Genomic DNA, 15,082 nt, shown 5'->3' on the forward strand with positions numbered 1-15,082 from the left:
GTCTGTTGAGCGCTCATTCCCACGATCATCATCACGGCCACCACCACCACCATCATCACGGCGATGAGCAGGCGGCGGGCCCGTTTCCCTGGCGGCGCATGGCCTGGGCGTTGTTGCTGGTGCTGTTCGCGGTAGCCGCCGCCAGCCTGGTGCAGGTGCGCTCCGGCGAGGCCACCGTGATTACCCGCTTCGGCAACCCGTCGCGCGTGCTGCTGGAGCCGGGCCTGGGCTGGCGCTGGCCGGCGCCGTTCGAAGCGGCGATTCCGGTGGACCTGCGCCTGCGCACCACGTCCAGCGGCTTGCAGGATGTGGGCACCCGCGATGGCCTGCGGATTATCGTGCAGGCCTATGTGGCGTGGCAGGTGCAGGGCGATGCCGACAATGTGCAGCGCTTCATGCGCGCGGTGCAGAACCAGCCGGATGAAGCGGCGCGGCAGATTCGCACCTTTGTCGGTTCGGCGCTGGAAACCACGGCGGCCAGCTTCGACCTGTCGAGCCTGATCAATACCGACGCCAGCCAGGTGCGCATTGCCGATTTTGAAGCGCAACTGCGCCAGCAGATTGATCAACAATTGCTCACTACCTATGGCGTGCGCGTGGCCCAGGTGGGGATCGAACGGCTGACCCTGCCGTCGGTGACGCTCACCGCCACGGTCGACCGCATGCGCGCCGAACGGGAAACCATCGCCACCGAACGCACCGCCGTGGGCAAGCGCGAGGCGGCGCAGATCCGTTCCGCCGCCGAGCGTGATGCGCGCATCGTACAAGCCGATGCCACGGTAAAAGCCGCCGATATAGAAGCGCAATCGCGGGTTGAAGCGGCGCAGATTTATGGCCGGGCCTACGCCGGTAATCCGCAGCTGTATAACCTGCTGCGGTCCCTGGACACCCTGGGCACAGTGGTTACACCCGGTACAAAAATCATTCTGCGCACCGACGCCGCACCGTTCCGTGCATTGGTGGATGGGCCGAAGGATGTCCAGCCATGACCGAGCGTGACAGCCCGGACAGCCCGTGGATCCAGGCCGGGCGCCTGACATTCATGACGCTGTACGCGGTGACGGTGCTGGCGGCGTTGGCCTGGGCGTTTTCCAATGTGCGCCAGATCGACCCGCAGAACCGCGCCGTGGTGTTGCACTTCGGCGCCCTCGACCGTATCCAGAATGCCGGGTTGTTGCTGGCCTGGCCGCAGCCGTTCGAACAGGTGGTGCTATTGCCGGCTGCCGACCGGGTGATTGAGCGTCGGGTGGAGACCCTGCTGCGCTCCGACGCGGCGATCCAGGCCGACCGCGTGGCCAGCTTCGCCACGCCGTTGAGTGATGCGCTGGCCGGTTCCGGTTACCTGCTGACCGGCGATGCCGGCGTGGTGCAGCTGGATGTGCGGGTGTTCTACAAAGTCACCGAGCCTTACGCCTTTGTGTTGCAGGGCGCGCATGTACTGCCGGCCCTGGACCGCTTGGTGACGCGCAGCGCCGTGGCGCTGACGGCGGCGCGCGACTTGGACACGATCCTGGTGGCGCGCCCCGAACTGATCGGCACCGACAACGGCGCCGCCGAACGCCGTGAGCGGCTGCGCGGTGACTTGGTGCAAGGCATCAATAAACGCCTCGCGGAACTGGCGTCCATGGGCCTGGGGTTGGGCATCGCCGTCACCCGCGTCGACGTGCAATCGAGCCTGCCGGGCCCGGCGGTGAATGCCTTCAACGCGGTCCTCACCGCCAGCCAGCAAGCCGATAAGGCGGTGGCCAACGCGCGTACCGACGCTGAAAAGCTCACCCAGAATGCGGCCCAACAGGCCGATCGCCTGGTGCAAGTGGCGCACGCCCAGGCCAGCGAACGCCTGGCCAATGCCCAGGCACAAACCGCGACCGTCGCCAGCCTGGCCCAGGTGAAAGACCCAGGTCTGCTGCTGCGCCTGTACCGCGAGCGCCTGCCGAAGATTCTCGGCCAGGCCGGTTACGTGACCACGGTCGATCCGAAAGACGACGCCCGCTTGATCATCCAGGGAGCCGAACAATGAGCGCACCCATGCTGACCTCTGCCGAGCAGCGCAGCGCCGCGCGGCAATTGACCTTGGCCATGCTGGCCTTGGGCTTGCTGGTACTGGGCCTGGTGTGGCGCTGGCAGGCGCCGGACCAGAGCGGTGTCAGCCAATTGCTGCTAGGCGTGGCGTCCCTGCTGGTGGCCGTGCCGGTGATGCGTTCGGCCTGGTACAGCCTGCGGTTCCCCAGCTTGCATGGCATCACCGACCAACTCATCGCCCTGGCCATGCTCGGCGCCTGGGCCACCGGCGATCTGCTGACGGCGGCGTTGTTGCCGATCATCATGATCTTCGGCCACGTGCTGGAAGAGCGCAGCGTGATCGGCTCCCAGGAGGCGATCCATGCCCTGGGCAAGCTGACCCGCAGCCATGCGCGGTTGGTGCAGGCGGACGGCGGCATCGTGGAAGTGGATAACGCCACGCTGAATACGGGCGATGTGGTGGAAGTGCGCGCGGGTGACCGAGTGCCGGCCGATGGCGTGGTGCTGTCGGGCCAGGCGAGCCTGGATACGGCGCCGATCACCGGTGAGTCGGTGCCGTTGGAAGCCAGCGTCGGCGTGCAAGTGTTTGGCGGCGCGATCAACCTCGACGGCGTGTTGCGTCTTGAGGTGACCCGCACCGGCAATGAATCCACCCTGGGCAAAGTCATTGCGCTGATGCAGAACGCCGAGCGCTCCAAACCGCCGATCACACGGCTGCTGGAACGCTATGCCGGCAGTTATATGGTGCTGGTGTTGTTGCTGGCGGCGGTCACTTGGTTTGTGACCAATGACGCCCAGGCGATGCTTGCCGTGCTGGTGGCGGCGTGTCCGTGCGCGTTGGTGTTGTCGGCGCCGGCCACGGCGATTGCCGGTATCGCGGTGGCGGCGCGGCACGGCATTTTGATTCGCAGCTCGGCGTTTCTGGAGGAGCTGGCTGACCTGACCTCCTTGGTGGTCGACAAGACCGGCACCCTGACCTTTGGCACCTTGCGTCTGCAATCCATCGACACCACTGTGCCGGATCGGCAAAGCGTCTTGAACCTCGCGGCCAGCCTGGGCTCGGCCAGCAGCCATCCGGTTAGCCGGGCACTGGCGGTGCTGGCGACGCAGGAACACAGGCTGGCGCTGACCGATATCCGCGAGCGCCAGGGCCTTGGGGTGGTGGCGCAAACCGATCAGGGCGAAGCGGCGTTGGGCCGGCCGGAGCTATTCGAGCAACTGGGTATCGTCACGACAACCGTACCGATTCACGATGGCCCCATCGCCGGGCTGGCGCTGAACGGGCAATTCCTGGCCTGGCTGCTGCTGGCCGATAGCGTCAAGCCGGAAGCCCGCCAAGCCTTGCAAGAGCTGCGCGACCTGGGCCTGGGTCGCCAACTGCTGCTGACCGGCGACCGTCAAAGTGTGGCCGACAGCCTCGCGCTGGAAGTGGGCATCAGCGACGTCCAAGCCCAGGCATTGCCGGAGGACAAGCTCAACCGCGTCCTGGGTGAGATCGGCAACGGCTTCCGCCCGATGGTGGTGGGCGACGGCATCAACGATTCCCTGGCGCTCAAGGCCGGCGTGGTCGGGGTGGCCATGGGCGCGGGTGGGGCGGATATTGCCCTGGCTTCGGCGGATGTGGTGCTGATCGGCAGCGACCTGCGGCGCCTGGGCACGTGCGTGCGCTTGAGCCGCCAGTGCCGGCAGACGTTGCAGGTCAACGTGATCATCGGCCTGGGTTGGACCTTGGCCATCGTCGTGTTTGCCGCGTTTGGCTGGCTCGGGGCGGCAGGCGCGATGATTGCGGCGGTGTTGCATAACCTCAGTACCTTGCTGGTACTGGCTAATGCCGGGCGTTTGCTGCGCTTCCAGGAGCCGCTGTTGAAGCTTGAAGACTGATTTTCCAATTTTTTGGAGAGGGCTGTAACGCCCGCAGTGCACCTCACTCTAGTGGTGTGTCGAGACTGAGCAATCCGTTCGGGCCGACCTACCTACTGATTGATGAGGACTACACAATGAACATCAAGAATGCTGTTTCCGGTGCTGCCCTGGCTATCGCTGCCGCCACGATGTTTGCCGGTGTCGCCACCCAGGCACAGGCCGCCGACGCTACCGTTCATTGCTACGGTGTGACTTCCTGCAAAGGCATGAACGACTGCAAGACCGCTGAAAACGCCTGCAAGGGCCAGGCAGTCTGCAAGGGCCATGGTTTCAAGGCCATGACCAAGGCGGCCTGCGACGCTGCCGGCGGCAAAGTCGGCGAGTAATCGCAAAACCGGGTGCACCGCAGCGGGTCTCCAAGCCGCTGCGGACACTTTTCCAGGAGTCCTTGATGGCCACGTCTCTTCCCTTCCTGGGTTACGGCCTGGGTTTACGCAACGAATATTACGAGCAGATTCTTGAGCAATCACCGCCGGTGGATTGGTTCGAAGTGATCTCCGAGAATTATCTGGTCCAGGGCGGCAAAGCCTTGTACTACCTGGATGCGATTGCCGAACGTTATCCCCTGGTGATGCATGGCGTGTCCCTGTCCATCGGCGGCCCCCACGCCCTCGATACCGAGTACCTCAAGCACATCAAGCAGCTTGCCGAGCGTATCCAGCCCGCGTGGATTTCGGATCACCTGTGCTGGAGCCGCGGCAGTGCCCACCAGTTGCATGACTTGCTGCCACTGCCGTACACCGAAGAAAGCCTGTACCACGTGGCCGCCCGCGTGCGCCAAGTGCAGGACGTGTTGCAACGCCCACTGGTGTTGGAAAACGTCTCCAGTTATGTGCGCTCCAGGGCGGACGAATTTACCGAGTGGGAATTCCTCAATGCCTTGGCTCATTTGTCGGGGTGCCAGTTGTTGCTGGACGTCAACAATGTGTATGTGAGCTCGCGCAACCATGGCTTCGACGCCTGGACCTTTATCCGCAACCTGCCGCCTGGGAGCATCCGCCAGCTGCATCTGGCGGGGCATATGGACTATGGCGACTACGTGGTCGATACCCATGACCATCCTGTCTGTGATCCGGTGTGGGCGCTCTATCAACAGACGCTTGAGCACCTGGGGCCTGTGTCGACGCTGCTGGAGCGGGACGACCATTTCCCGCCTTTCGAGGACCTGCTTGCCGAGTTGGGCAAAGCCCGCCAGTTGGGCGCGACGGCCCTGGCCAGGGGACAGCTATGCGCCTGACCGATTGGCAGTTGGCCTTTGAACAACAGCTGTTAGCCGAAACGTCGACCGCCAACAGTGGCTTCGCCGCCACCCTGCTGGGCGGCCCGACGCTGGATGTGGACACGGGCCTGGCGATTTACCACAACGCTTATCTCTCGCGGCTGCAGGAAGTTTTGCGGCATGACTTCAGTGCGGTTCTTTACTGGCTGGGCGACGATGAATTCGCGGCGCTGACCGCGGCCTATGTACGCCGTTACCCATCGGCCCATTACAGCCTGCGCTGGCTGGGCGAGCGTTTTCCCACATTTATTCTCGAGCACCTGGTGGCGGAGCAAAGTGCGCCGCTGGCGGAACTGGCGCGGTTGGAGTGGGCATTTACCCTGGCGTTTGATGCGCTGCCGGGCGAACTACTGACGCTCAACGACATGACCTCGTTGCCTCCCCAAGCTTGGCCGGTGTTGCAGGTGAGCCTGGCGCCGTCGGTGCAACGGGTGCGCTGCGATTTCAATAGCGTTGCGCTCTGGCGTGCCAGCAAGGACGAGTTTGAATTTCCTGGGAGCCAGGCCTTGGACTCGGCGCAGACTTGCCTGGTATGGCGCTATCAGCGTGTATGCCATTACCGCAGCCTGGAACCCGCCGAGGCCAGCGCTCTGGCGGGGATGGCGACCACCGGCTGGAACTTTGCCGAACTGTGCGCCGAGTTGGCAGTCACTTACCCAGAGGGTGCGCCATTGCAAGCGGTTACGTGGCTGAAACAGTGGATTCAGGAAGGCCTGCTCGAGCGCCGAGCTGCATAGAAGAGGGCTATCAAATCGATAGCCTCCTACTTTGTCTGCGGATGGTCTACCCTCATTCAGACGTCTGAAACAAGGGGGGGACTACTCATGCTCGCGCAACTTCCACCGGCCTTACAGAATCTTCAGCTACCACTGCGTCTTCGACTCTGGGACGGCCATGAATTCAACCTGGGCCCCGAGCCCAGTGTGACCATCGTGGTGAAGGACCCCACGGTCGTGACCAGGCTGACCCATCCAACGCTCGACTCACTGGGCGAAGCCTTCGTCGAGGGCAAGCTGGAGCTGGAAGGCTCTATCTCCGAAGTGATCCGCGTATGTGATGAATTGAGTCACGCCTTGGTCGAAGACGACGAGGGCAGCCGCCCGGTACGCTCGCTCCACGACAAGGCCACCGACGCAGCGGCCATTTCCTATCACTACGACCTGTCCAACGAGTTCTACCAGCTGTGGCTGGACCAGGACATGGCGTACTCCTGCGGTTATTTCGAAACCGGCAGCGAATCCATCGACCAGGCCCAACAAGACAAATTTCGCCATTTGTGCCGCAAGTTGCGGTTGCAGCCGGGCGAGTATTTGCTCGACGTCGGCTGTGGCTGGGGTGGGTTGGCGCGTTTTGCCGCGCGGGAATTCGGGGTGAAGGTGTTCGGCATCACCTTGAGCAAGGAACAATTGGCATTGGCCCGGGAACGGGTCAAGGCCGAAGGCCTGGATGACCAAGTGGACCTGCAGTTACTCGACTACCGCGACCTGCCGCAAGATGGTCGTTTCGACAAAGTGGTCAGCGTGGGCATGTTCGAGCACGTCGGCCACGCCAACCTGGCGCAGTACTGCCAGACCCTGTTCGGCGCGGTGCGCGAAGGCGGCCTGGTGATGAACCATGGCATTACCGCCAAGCACACCGACGGCCGCCCTGTAGGTCGTGGCGCCGGTGAATTCATCGAGCGTTATGTGTTCCCCAATGGCGAACTGCCGCACCTGGCGATGATGACGGCCGAAATCAGCGAAGTCGGGCTGGAAGTGGTCGACGTTGAAAGCCTGCGCCTGCACTACGCACGCACCCTGGACCATTGGAGCGAGCGCCTGGAAGACAATCTGGAAACGGCCGCGAAGATGGTGCCTGAGCAAGCGTTGCGGATATGGCGGCTGTACCTGGCCGGGTGCGCCTATGCGTTTGCGCGTGGCTGGATCAACCTGCACCAGATTCTGGCGGTGAAACCCCATGCCGATGGCAGCCATGAACTGCCGTGGACCCGTGACGATATTTATCGCGGGTGAGGAAGGTCGTCCCAAGTGGTTTCACGTGGGTCGACAATGGTATTGGCATGTATCTGGAAGGTGCCGTGCTGTTTGGGTATGTTCGGGTCAGACGGTAAATAGGCTTGCTGCCCGAACGTCAGCGCGGCTTTTTCAAAGCTGAGAGTGTGCAGCGCGACATTGTCGTACCAGTCTTCGTGCGGGATTGAGATGAAGGTCATTTCCCATCGGCTGCCCTCGATTGAGCCCTTGATGACATAGACACCGTAGTGGTTTTCACCGGGGGAGAGGATTTTGTAAACGCCGTTATCGTATAAAAGTAAAACGGCGTCCTCGAAAGGTTTGGCGTCGTAAAGGACGGCATAGAGCAGGTCGATCTTGTAGGTGGGCGCGCCCAATTCTACCGGGATCGTCAAAGGTGGGTTCTGCATGGTCAGCCCTGTTTGCTTGGTTACAGATTGATTCTAGACCGGCAGCGGCCAGTGTCACGCCGACTGGTCATTTGATACAGCATTTCGGCCTGGCCACAGGCTTTATAAAATGGGTGAAATAAGCCGCGCCACACGCATGCCCAGTTGCTGAAGGCGGCGGGTTTCGCGGCTTTCTTTATGGCTGACTTCATGGGCGTGCGCGAAGTCGTCCAGCAGCATCTGCTCCACCTCTTTGGCGAAGGCGACATCGACCGTCAACAACATCACTTCGAAATTCAGCCGGAACGAACGGTTGTCCATGTTCGCGCTGCCGATGGCGCTGATTTCGCTGTCCACCAGCACCACCTTCTGATGCAGAAAGCCCGGCGTATAGCGGAACACCCGCACGCCAGCCCGCACCGCTTCGATGGCGTACAGGCTGGAGGCGGCGTAGACGACGCGGTGATCCGGGCGCGACGGCAGCAGCAGGCGCACGTCGACACCGCGCAGGACCGCCAGGCGCAGGGCGGCGAATACGGCTTCGTCAGGGATGAAATACGGGCTGGTGATCCATACGCGTTCAGTCGCCGCATGGATGGCTTCGACGAAAAACAGCGAGCACGTTTCATACGGGTCGGCCGGGCCGCTGGCAAGCAACTGGCAGAGCACGCCGTCTTCGGGGTAGGCGTCCGGCAGGATCAGCGGCGGCAACTCGCGCGCGGCCCAGAACCAGTCTTCGGCAAATGACTCCTGCAAGCACGCCACCACAGGACCTACGACCTGCACGTGGGTATCGCGCCACGGCGCCAGTGGCGGCTTTTTGCCCAGGTATTCATCGCCGACGTTATGCCCGCCGACAAACCCGGTGATGCCGTCCACCACCACGATCTTGCGGTGGTTGCGGAAGTTGACCTGGAAGCGATTGAGCCAGCCGCTGCGGGTGGCAAATGCCTTGATATGCACGCCGGCTTCACGGAGCGACTGCACGTAGCGATGGGGCAGGGTGTGGCTGCCAATGCGGTCGTACAGCACGTAGATGGCGACGCCTTGCGCAGCTTTTTCCTTCAGCAGGGCGTGCAGTTGCCGGCCGAGCTCGTCGTCATGAATGATAAAAAACTGGAAGAGTACGGCGGTCCTGGCGCTGCGAATGGCGCCGAAGATCGCGCTGAAGGTGGCCTCGCCGTTGATCAACAGGCGCACTTGATTATTCGCCAGGCACGGCATGCGGCCCAGTTTGGGCATGGCACGCAGGGAGGCGTAGGCGTTGGAGTTTCGCGCGGCGAGCGCTTCCTCGACCCACGGGCGCCAGTTCAATGCGGTGATCGCCTTGTGCATCTCCTGATTGGCCTGGCGACGCGCCTGGATGTAGGCGTCGAACGTGCTGCGGCCGAAGATCAGGTAGGGGATCAGGGTGAGGTAAGGCATGAACATCAGTGACAAGGCCCAGGCGATCGAGCCTTGGGCGGTCCTGACGGTCAGCACTGCGTGTATCGCGGCAAGGGTCCCCAGAAAGTGCAGCGTGGCGATAAAGTAGGCGAGCAGGTGCGGACCAAAGAAATCCATGGACGACGGTACTCCGGGCAATCCAGTGCCTAACAGACCATGTCTGGTGAGGAATGTCGCTATTTTATTTGCCGTGCAACACTGGCGCCTTTGCAGCGTCTAACGCCCAACAATTACCCAGGAGTTACCCGATGAATGCTCGTCTGCTGTCTTTAGCCATGGTTATTGGTTTGTCGCTGCCGGTGGCGGCGCAGGCGCAGATGCTGGCGCCGGGTTTGTGGGAATTGACCACCAGCAATATGAAAGTCGATAACCAGGACCTGCCGGACCTGTCGCTGATCCTCGGTCAGCTCAAGCAACAGATGACCCCCGAACAGCGCGCCATGCTGGAAAAACAAGGCATCACCATGGCCGGTAAAGGCGTGCAGGTGTGCCTCACCCCGGCGCAGGTCGCCTCGGACTCGATCCCCCTGACCGACCCGCAATCGGGCTGCAAACAGGAAGTGACCGACAAGACCGGCAACCAGTGGAAATTCCGCTTCAGTTGCCCGAAAGCCCAGGGCACCGGCGTCGCTACCTTCCAGAGCCAAAAGGAATTCACCACCACCGTCAACGGCACCTTCAATGCCACCGGCATCCAGCAGAAGGGCAGCCTGGACACCCACGCCCAATGGCTGGGCAACGATTGCGGTACGGTCAAGCCGCGCGCTTAACGCAGGAAATGCAGGGGCAGGCCCTGGCAACTGTCGACCACCTGGCCGTTGTGCCAAGCCAGGTGGCCGGAGACCAGCGTGGTGCTGACGCTATGGCGAAAGCTGCGCTCAGCGAAAGGCGTCCAGCCGCAGCGGGCGAGGATCGGTTGGCTGCTGACCGGTTTGCCTGCGGGCTCTGCTTTGACCAACACCAGGTCGGCCCAATAACCTTCGCGTAGATAACCCCGATCCGGGATGGCGAACAGGTCGGCCACACGGTGACTGGTTTTCGCCACCAGGGTGGTCAACGGCAGCAGCCCGTCGGCGACTAATTCCAGCAGCGCCGGCAGGGCGTGTTGCACCAGGGGCAAGCCCGAGGGCGCCTCACGATACCCCTTCTGTTTTTGCGCCCAGGTATGCGGCGCATGGTCCGTGCCAATCACATCCAGGCGATCACCCAGCAAGGCCAGGCGCAGCGCGTCGCGGTCGGCGCGGGTCTTGATCGCCGGGTTGCATTTGATCTGGTGGCCGAGACGGTGGTAGTCGCGGTCATCGAACAGCAAGTGATGCACGCAGACTTCCGCGCTGATGCGTTTTTGCGCCAGTGGCTTGTCCTCGAACAGGCTCAATTCTCGCGCGCTGGTGAGGTGCAGCACGTGCAGACGTGTGCCATGGCGCTTGGCCAATTCCACCGCGAGGGACGACGAGCGATAGCACGCCTCGGCATCGCGGATCAGTGGGTGTGCCACGGCGGGAATGTGCTCGCCGAAGCGCTCGCGCAGGCGCAGTTCGTTGGCCTGGATGCTAGGCGTGTGTTCGCAGTGGGCCAGCAGAATGGTTGGGACTTGCGCGAACAGACGCTCCAGGATACGTGGGTCGTCCACCAGCATGTTGCCGGTCGAGGCGCCCATGAACACTTTGACCCCGGCCACCTCTCGCGGGTCGAGCGCGGCGACGGTGTCGAGGTTGTCGTTGCTCACGCCGAAGTGAAAACCATAGTTGGCCACCGAATGCAGGGCGGCGCGGCGTTTTTTATCGGCCAGGGCTTCCAGGGTCAGGGTGGCCGGCTGGGTGTTGGGCATGTCCATGAAACTGGTGATGCCACCGGCCACCGCCGCGCGCGACTCGCTGTAGAAACTGCCTTTGTCCGGCGCGCCAGGGTCGCGAAAGTGCACCTGGTCGTCGATCATGCCCGGCAGCAGCCATTGGCCCTGGGCGTCGATGGCGACGGGCGCAGCGCAGCCTTCGATGCTGCCGGAGATCTTCTCGATGCGACCGTTGGCGATCAGTACATCGGCGTCGAATTCCTGGCCTTCATTTACCAGGCGGGCGTTGCGGACCAGCAGGCGGCTCATGGTTCAGAACTCGTTTTGCAGGGCTTTGTAGCCGCGTACCAGATCGACGTTGGTGCGTGCCACGTCTTCAGAAAACTCCGAGGCGCTGACGCTCACGGGCGGGAATTGCGACAGGTCGGTGTTGGGCCCGATGCGGGTGGTGGAGGGCACATAGAACGCGGCGGGCAAGTCGCGCCCGTCGACCACCGAGTTATGGCGCACTACACAGCCGTCGCCCACTACGCAGTTGAACAGCACGCTGTTGAAGCCAATGAACACGCGGTCGCCGACGCTGCACGGCCCGTGGACAATGGAACGATGGGCGATGGAGGTGAACTCTCCGATCGTCACCGCCGCGCCGGACTTGGAGTGGATGACCACGCCGTCCTGGATGTTGGAGTTGGCGCCGATGGTGATCGGGTCCATGGCGCCGCTGGCATTGACTTCGTCGGCGCGGATCACCGCATAGGGGCCGACAAACACGTTCTCGCCGATGATCACTTTGCCGCAGATGATCGCAGTCTTGTCGACGTAGGCCGATTCGGCAATCACCGGCAGATCGCCGGAGGGGTTCTTGCGGATCATGGCTTGGCCAACGCTGCGCACAAGGTATTGAGGTTGTATTCGAACAAGCCGGTGAAAGTGCTGGCCGGGCCTTCTGCGGCGAGGGCGTCCGAATAGAGCGTGCCGCCGATCTGTGCGCCGCTTTCGTCAGCGATCTGCTTGAGCAGGCGCGAGTCCTTGATGTTTTCCATGAATACGGCTTTGACTTTGTCTTTGCGGATCTGCGTGATCAGCTCGGCCACTTCGGCGGCGGACGGCTCACGTTCGGTGGACAGGCCTTGGGGGGCAAGAAACTCGATGCCATAGGCCTGGCCCAAGTAACCAAAAGCGTCATGGGAGGTGACGATGCGGCGATTGCCGGGTGGCAATGCAGCGAACTTGGCCTTGGCTTCGGCGAGCAGGCGGTAGATCTGTTTCAGGTAGGTCTGGCTGTTGTGCTGGTAGTCGGCGGTGTTGGCCGGGTCGGCCGCGATCAACGCCTTGGTGATGTTGTTCACATAGATTTGCGCGTTGGCCAGGTTATGCCAGGCGTGCGGGTCGGGAATGGTCTCGCCGTCTTCATCCATTGTGTGGGAGATCACGCCTTTGCTGGCGGTGACCACGGTGGCTTTGGTTTCGGTGCTGGCCACCAGGCGGTCCAGCCAAGGCTCGAAACCCAGGCCGTTCTTGATGATGACGTTGGCTTTGAGCAGGGCTTTGGCGTCGTCCGGCGTTGGCTCGTAGGTGTGGGCGTCGGCATCGGGCCCGACCATGTTGCTGATCTGGATGTGATCGCCGCCGATCTGGTGAGTGATGTCATCAAGAATACTGAAGCTGGTGACCACCTGGAGCTTGTCTGCGGCCTGAGCCGTCGATAACGACAGGACGAGACTGAACAGTACGAGTAGAGCGCGCATCGGGAAACACCTCATTGGGATGTAAGCAAGGGCGGGCGGCGCAGCAAGCCATGCACCGGACCGAAGACCACGGACAGCAGATACCCGGCGCCAGCCACCAGCACGATGGCCGGGCCGCTGGGCAACGAGTAATAGAACGACAGCAACAAACCCAGCCACACCGACAGGCATCCCAGCACCGCCGATACCGCGATCAACACCGGCAGGCGCCGGCTCCAGAAACGTGAAGCGATGGCCGGCAGCATCATCAACCCCACCACCATCAAGGCGCCGATCGCTTGGAAGCCGATCACCAGGTTCAGCACCACCAGCGTCAGGAACAGCCCATGGGCCAACGGGCCGAGTCGGCTGACGGTTCGCAGGAACAGGGGGTCGAGTGTGTCCAGCAGCAGCGGTTTGTAGATCGCGGCCATGACGATCAGGCTGAACCCACACACCCAGAGCATGCCGGTGAGGGTGGCTTCGTCCACGGCCAGGGCAGAGCCGAACAATAGATGCAGCAGGTCCAGGCGTTTGCCGGCGATGCCGAGGATCAGCACGCCGGCGGCGAGGGAGATGGGGTAAATGGCCGCCAGGCTGGCGTCTTCGCGCAGCCCGGTGCGGCGGGTGATCCAGGCCGACAGGCCGGCCATGCTCAAACCGGCGCCGAGGCCTCCTAGGGTCAGGGCGGGCAGGCTCAGGCCGGCGAACCAGAACCCGAGGGCGGCGCCGGGCAGGATGCCGTGGGCCACGGCGTCACCGATCAGGCTCATGCGCCGCAGGATCAGAAACACCCCCAGCGGCGCGGTGCTGCAGGCGAGTACCAGGCCGCCGATCAACGCGCGGCGCATGAAGACGAAGTCGAGGAAGGGCATCCACAGTTGGGCGGCGAAGTGCATCAAGCTACCTGCATCTGAGGTTGCGGGCGGATCAGCGCTTTGCTCGGGCCGAATATGCAACCGGTGCTTTTGATCTGTACCACGTGCTGCGTGTGGTGGCGCACGGATGCGAGGTCATGGCAGACAACGACCACTGTACGGCCCTGCGCATGCCAGGCGTGAATGTGTTGCCAACACAGCGCCTGGCCTTCTTCGTCGAGGGCGGCGTGAGGCTCGTCGAGCAGCAGCACCGGCGTTTCGGCCAGGCTCATGCGGGCGAGCAGGGCGCGTTGCAATTGGCCACCGGACAACGCCATCAATGGGCGCTGTTCCAGACCGACGAGGCACCAGTCTTCCAGCACTGCTTCAAGTCGCTGGGTGCGTTGCTGCGGGCTGAGTTGAATGCCCCAGAAACCGGCGGCAACCAGCTCTTGCAGGCTGATGGGGAATTGGCGGTCCAAATGTTGCTGCTGCGGCAGGAACGACAGGCCGCCCCGCCGTGGAACATCAACGCTGACATGGCCGGCCAGGGGTTTTTGCAGGCCGGCGATGACCTTGAGCAGGCTACTTTTGCCCGTGCCGTTGGCGCCGATAACGCCGGTGAGGCTGCCTTTTTCCAGCTTGAGATCAATCGGGGGTGTCAGCGGTTGGCCGGGGGCGCCCCAGCGCAAAGCGGTGCAGGTGATCATGCGGGGTTTCTCGTCCAGCGGCTTTCAGCCACGGCATCGTGCGCGTGCAGGCTTTCGGCGTGGATCACTTTCAGGTGGAAGGCTTTGATGGCATCCGAGCGTTTCAAGGCGAGGTTGAGACGGCGGGCGGCGTCTTCGCAGAACATCAGGTTCTGACCGTTGGCCAGGGCGAAGGCTTGTTCGTCCGCGCGTTTTACGGCGGTTTGAACGGCGGTGCCAAGGGCGGCTTCGACGTTATCGATCAATTCTGTAAGCGGCAGGAGCTCGCCTTGCAATTGGATATGCAGCTGCGCGCTGCTGCGCTGGCTGTGGGGCGTGGCGACGATGCCGCCAGCGCTGCCGAGCCAGGTCAACACCTCTTCATGCTGCAACGGCGTGTTGGCGAAATCATCGATAAATTGCTGTTGAATCAATTGCCTGGCGAGGGCAGCGGAGCAGGGGCAGGTTGAAGAGTAGGCAACGTCAATTTTTAGTTCCACGTGGAACATCTGGTTTTCCAGGCGCGCTTCGACGCTCACCGGGTAGCTTTTCCAGCCGGCCAACGGGCTTACCAGCGCCGCACGTTTGAGCAGCAGGTCGGTGTGAATCCGCAGGTACGCGTTATTAGATAAACCTTCATGACTGTCGAGAAAACGCTGCAGTACATTACGCAGAAGTGCAGGCGTAAGCGGCTGTTGGTCGAGCATCTCCAGCGCCAGGTACAGGCGTGACATATGAATGCCACGGGCGGTGCCATCGTCCAGGCTCACGCCGGCATCGGCGGTGGCAGCCAGGCGCTGGCCGTCAATCAGTATCGGCAGGGCGATGCCGCACATGCCAACCCAATCCAGTGGCAAGGCTTGGCGTGAAGCCTGCGCGGCGATATCCGGCAGAGTCAGCGCATTCATAGGCAGGTCCATCGTTGGCAATAATTAGACATGTT

The 15,082-nt window shown here is 62.6% G+C and carries 16 protein-coding genes; 8 read left to right on the forward strand and 8 right to left on the reverse strand.

The annotated features are described in order from the left end of the window. The first annotated feature begins 2 nt into the window (after positions 1-2). The 7 genes from hflC to cfaB all read left to right on the forward strand — a co-directional run bounded on the left by hflC (position 3) and on the right by cfaB (position 7,236). Complete coding sequence (gene hflC, locus ACLH0H_RS09245; RefSeq protein ID WP_411382390.1) at positions 3-989, forward strand: protease modulator HflC; 987 nt, start codon at positions 3-5, stop codon at positions 987-989. Continuing rightward, positions 986-2,020: a protease modulator HflK gene (gene hflK / locus ACLH0H_RS09250; protein ID WP_411381790.1), complete on the forward strand. Its 1,035-nt coding sequence runs from the start codon at positions 986-988 to the stop codon at positions 2,018-2,020. Before hflC ends, hflK begins: the two co-directional genes overlap by 4 nt. Next, positions 2,017-3,903: a cation-translocating P-type ATPase gene (locus tag ACLH0H_RS09255; protein WP_411381791.1), complete on the forward strand. Its 1,887-nt coding sequence runs from the start codon at positions 2,017-2,019 to the stop codon at positions 3,901-3,903. Before hflK ends, ACLH0H_RS09255 begins: the two co-directional genes overlap by 4 nt. Before the next feature lie 116 nt (positions 3,904-4,019). Then, entirely contained in the window at positions 4,020-4,271 is a 252-nt protein-coding gene (locus ACLH0H_RS09260) for a hypothetical protein (protein WP_071490868.1), read from the forward strand. A 65-nt stretch (positions 4,272-4,336) separates the two neighbouring features. Beyond that, complete coding sequence (locus ACLH0H_RS09265) at positions 4,337-5,182, forward strand: DUF692 domain-containing protein (protein WP_411381792.1); 846 nt, start codon at positions 4,337-4,339, stop codon at positions 5,180-5,182. Continuing rightward, positions 5,173-5,961, forward strand: coding sequence for a putative DNA-binding domain-containing protein (locus tag ACLH0H_RS09270; protein WP_411381793.1), 789 nt, complete (start codon positions 5,173-5,175; stop codon positions 5,959-5,961). Before ACLH0H_RS09265 ends, ACLH0H_RS09270 begins: the two co-directional genes overlap by 10 nt. 87 nt (positions 5,962-6,048) lie before the next feature. Next, positions 6,049-7,236: a C17 cyclopropane fatty acid synthase CfaB gene (gene cfaB / locus ACLH0H_RS09275; RefSeq protein ID WP_411381794.1), complete on the forward strand. Its 1,188-nt coding sequence runs from the start codon at positions 6,049-6,051 to the stop codon at positions 7,234-7,236. Here cfaB and ACLH0H_RS09280 read toward each other — a convergent pair. Then, positions 7,224-7,646, reverse strand: coding sequence for a hypothetical protein (locus tag ACLH0H_RS09280; RefSeq protein WP_411381795.1), 423 nt, complete (start codon positions 7,644-7,646; stop codon positions 7,224-7,226). The two genes, cfaB and ACLH0H_RS09280, sit on opposite strands and share 13 nt — an antisense overlap. A 102-nt stretch (positions 7,647-7,748) precedes the next feature. Then, complete coding sequence (cls, locus tag ACLH0H_RS09285; protein WP_411381796.1) at positions 7,749-9,188, reverse strand: cardiolipin synthase; 1,440 nt, start codon at positions 9,186-9,188, stop codon at positions 7,749-7,751. A 131-nt stretch (positions 9,189-9,319) separates the two neighbouring features. Here cls and ACLH0H_RS09290 point away from each other — a divergent pair, with 131 nt between their 5' ends. Then, entirely contained in the window at positions 9,320-9,841 is a 522-nt protein-coding gene (locus ACLH0H_RS09290; protein ID WP_076952131.1) for a DUF3617 domain-containing protein, read from the forward strand. Here ACLH0H_RS09290 and ACLH0H_RS09295 read toward each other — a convergent pair. From ACLH0H_RS09295 to folE2, 6 genes are read right to left on the reverse strand one after another with little or no spacing between them, the layout of a single operon-like run. After that, a complete protein-coding gene (locus tag ACLH0H_RS09295; RefSeq protein ID WP_411381797.1) occupies positions 9,838-11,175 on the reverse strand; it encodes a dihydroorotase in 1,338 nt (445 codons plus the stop codon). The genes ACLH0H_RS09290 and ACLH0H_RS09295 overlap by 4 nt on opposite strands. Positions 11,176-11,178: 3 nt before the next feature. Next, positions 11,179-11,739 (reverse strand): DapH/DapD/GlmU-related protein, encoded by a 561-nt coding sequence (locus ACLH0H_RS09300; RefSeq protein ID WP_411381798.1) that lies wholly within the window; start codon positions 11,737-11,739, stop codon positions 11,179-11,181. Then, positions 11,736-12,614, reverse strand: coding sequence for a metal ABC transporter substrate-binding protein (locus ACLH0H_RS09305; RefSeq protein WP_411381799.1), 879 nt, complete (start codon positions 12,612-12,614; stop codon positions 11,736-11,738). The genes ACLH0H_RS09300 and ACLH0H_RS09305 overlap by 4 nt, the downstream gene beginning before the upstream one ends. 11 nt (positions 12,615-12,625) lie before the next feature. Continuing rightward, positions 12,626-13,492, reverse strand: a complete 867-nt coding sequence (locus tag ACLH0H_RS09310; RefSeq protein ID WP_076952127.1) for a metal ABC transporter permease — start codon at positions 13,490-13,492, stop codon at positions 12,626-12,628. Then, on the reverse strand, positions 13,492-14,160 hold the full coding sequence (locus ACLH0H_RS09315; RefSeq protein ID WP_411381800.1) for a metal ABC transporter ATP-binding protein: 669 nt from the start codon (positions 14,158-14,160) through the stop codon (positions 13,492-13,494). The genes ACLH0H_RS09310 and ACLH0H_RS09315 overlap by 1 nt, the downstream gene beginning before the upstream one ends. Further along, positions 14,157-15,047 carry a GTP cyclohydrolase FolE2 gene (gene folE2 / locus ACLH0H_RS09320; RefSeq protein WP_411381801.1) on the reverse strand — a complete coding sequence of 297 codons (891 nt, stop codon included), beginning with the start codon at positions 15,045-15,047 and terminating at the stop codon, positions 14,157-14,159. The genes ACLH0H_RS09315 and folE2 overlap by 4 nt, the downstream gene beginning before the upstream one ends. Between the last annotated feature and the right edge of the window lie 35 nt (positions 15,048-15,082).

The sequence above is a fragment of the Pseudomonas sp. MPB26 genome (assembly GCF_046605355.1).
Classification (GTDB): Bacteria; Pseudomonadota; Gammaproteobacteria; order Pseudomonadales; family Pseudomonadaceae; genus Aquipseudomonas; species Aquipseudomonas cedrina.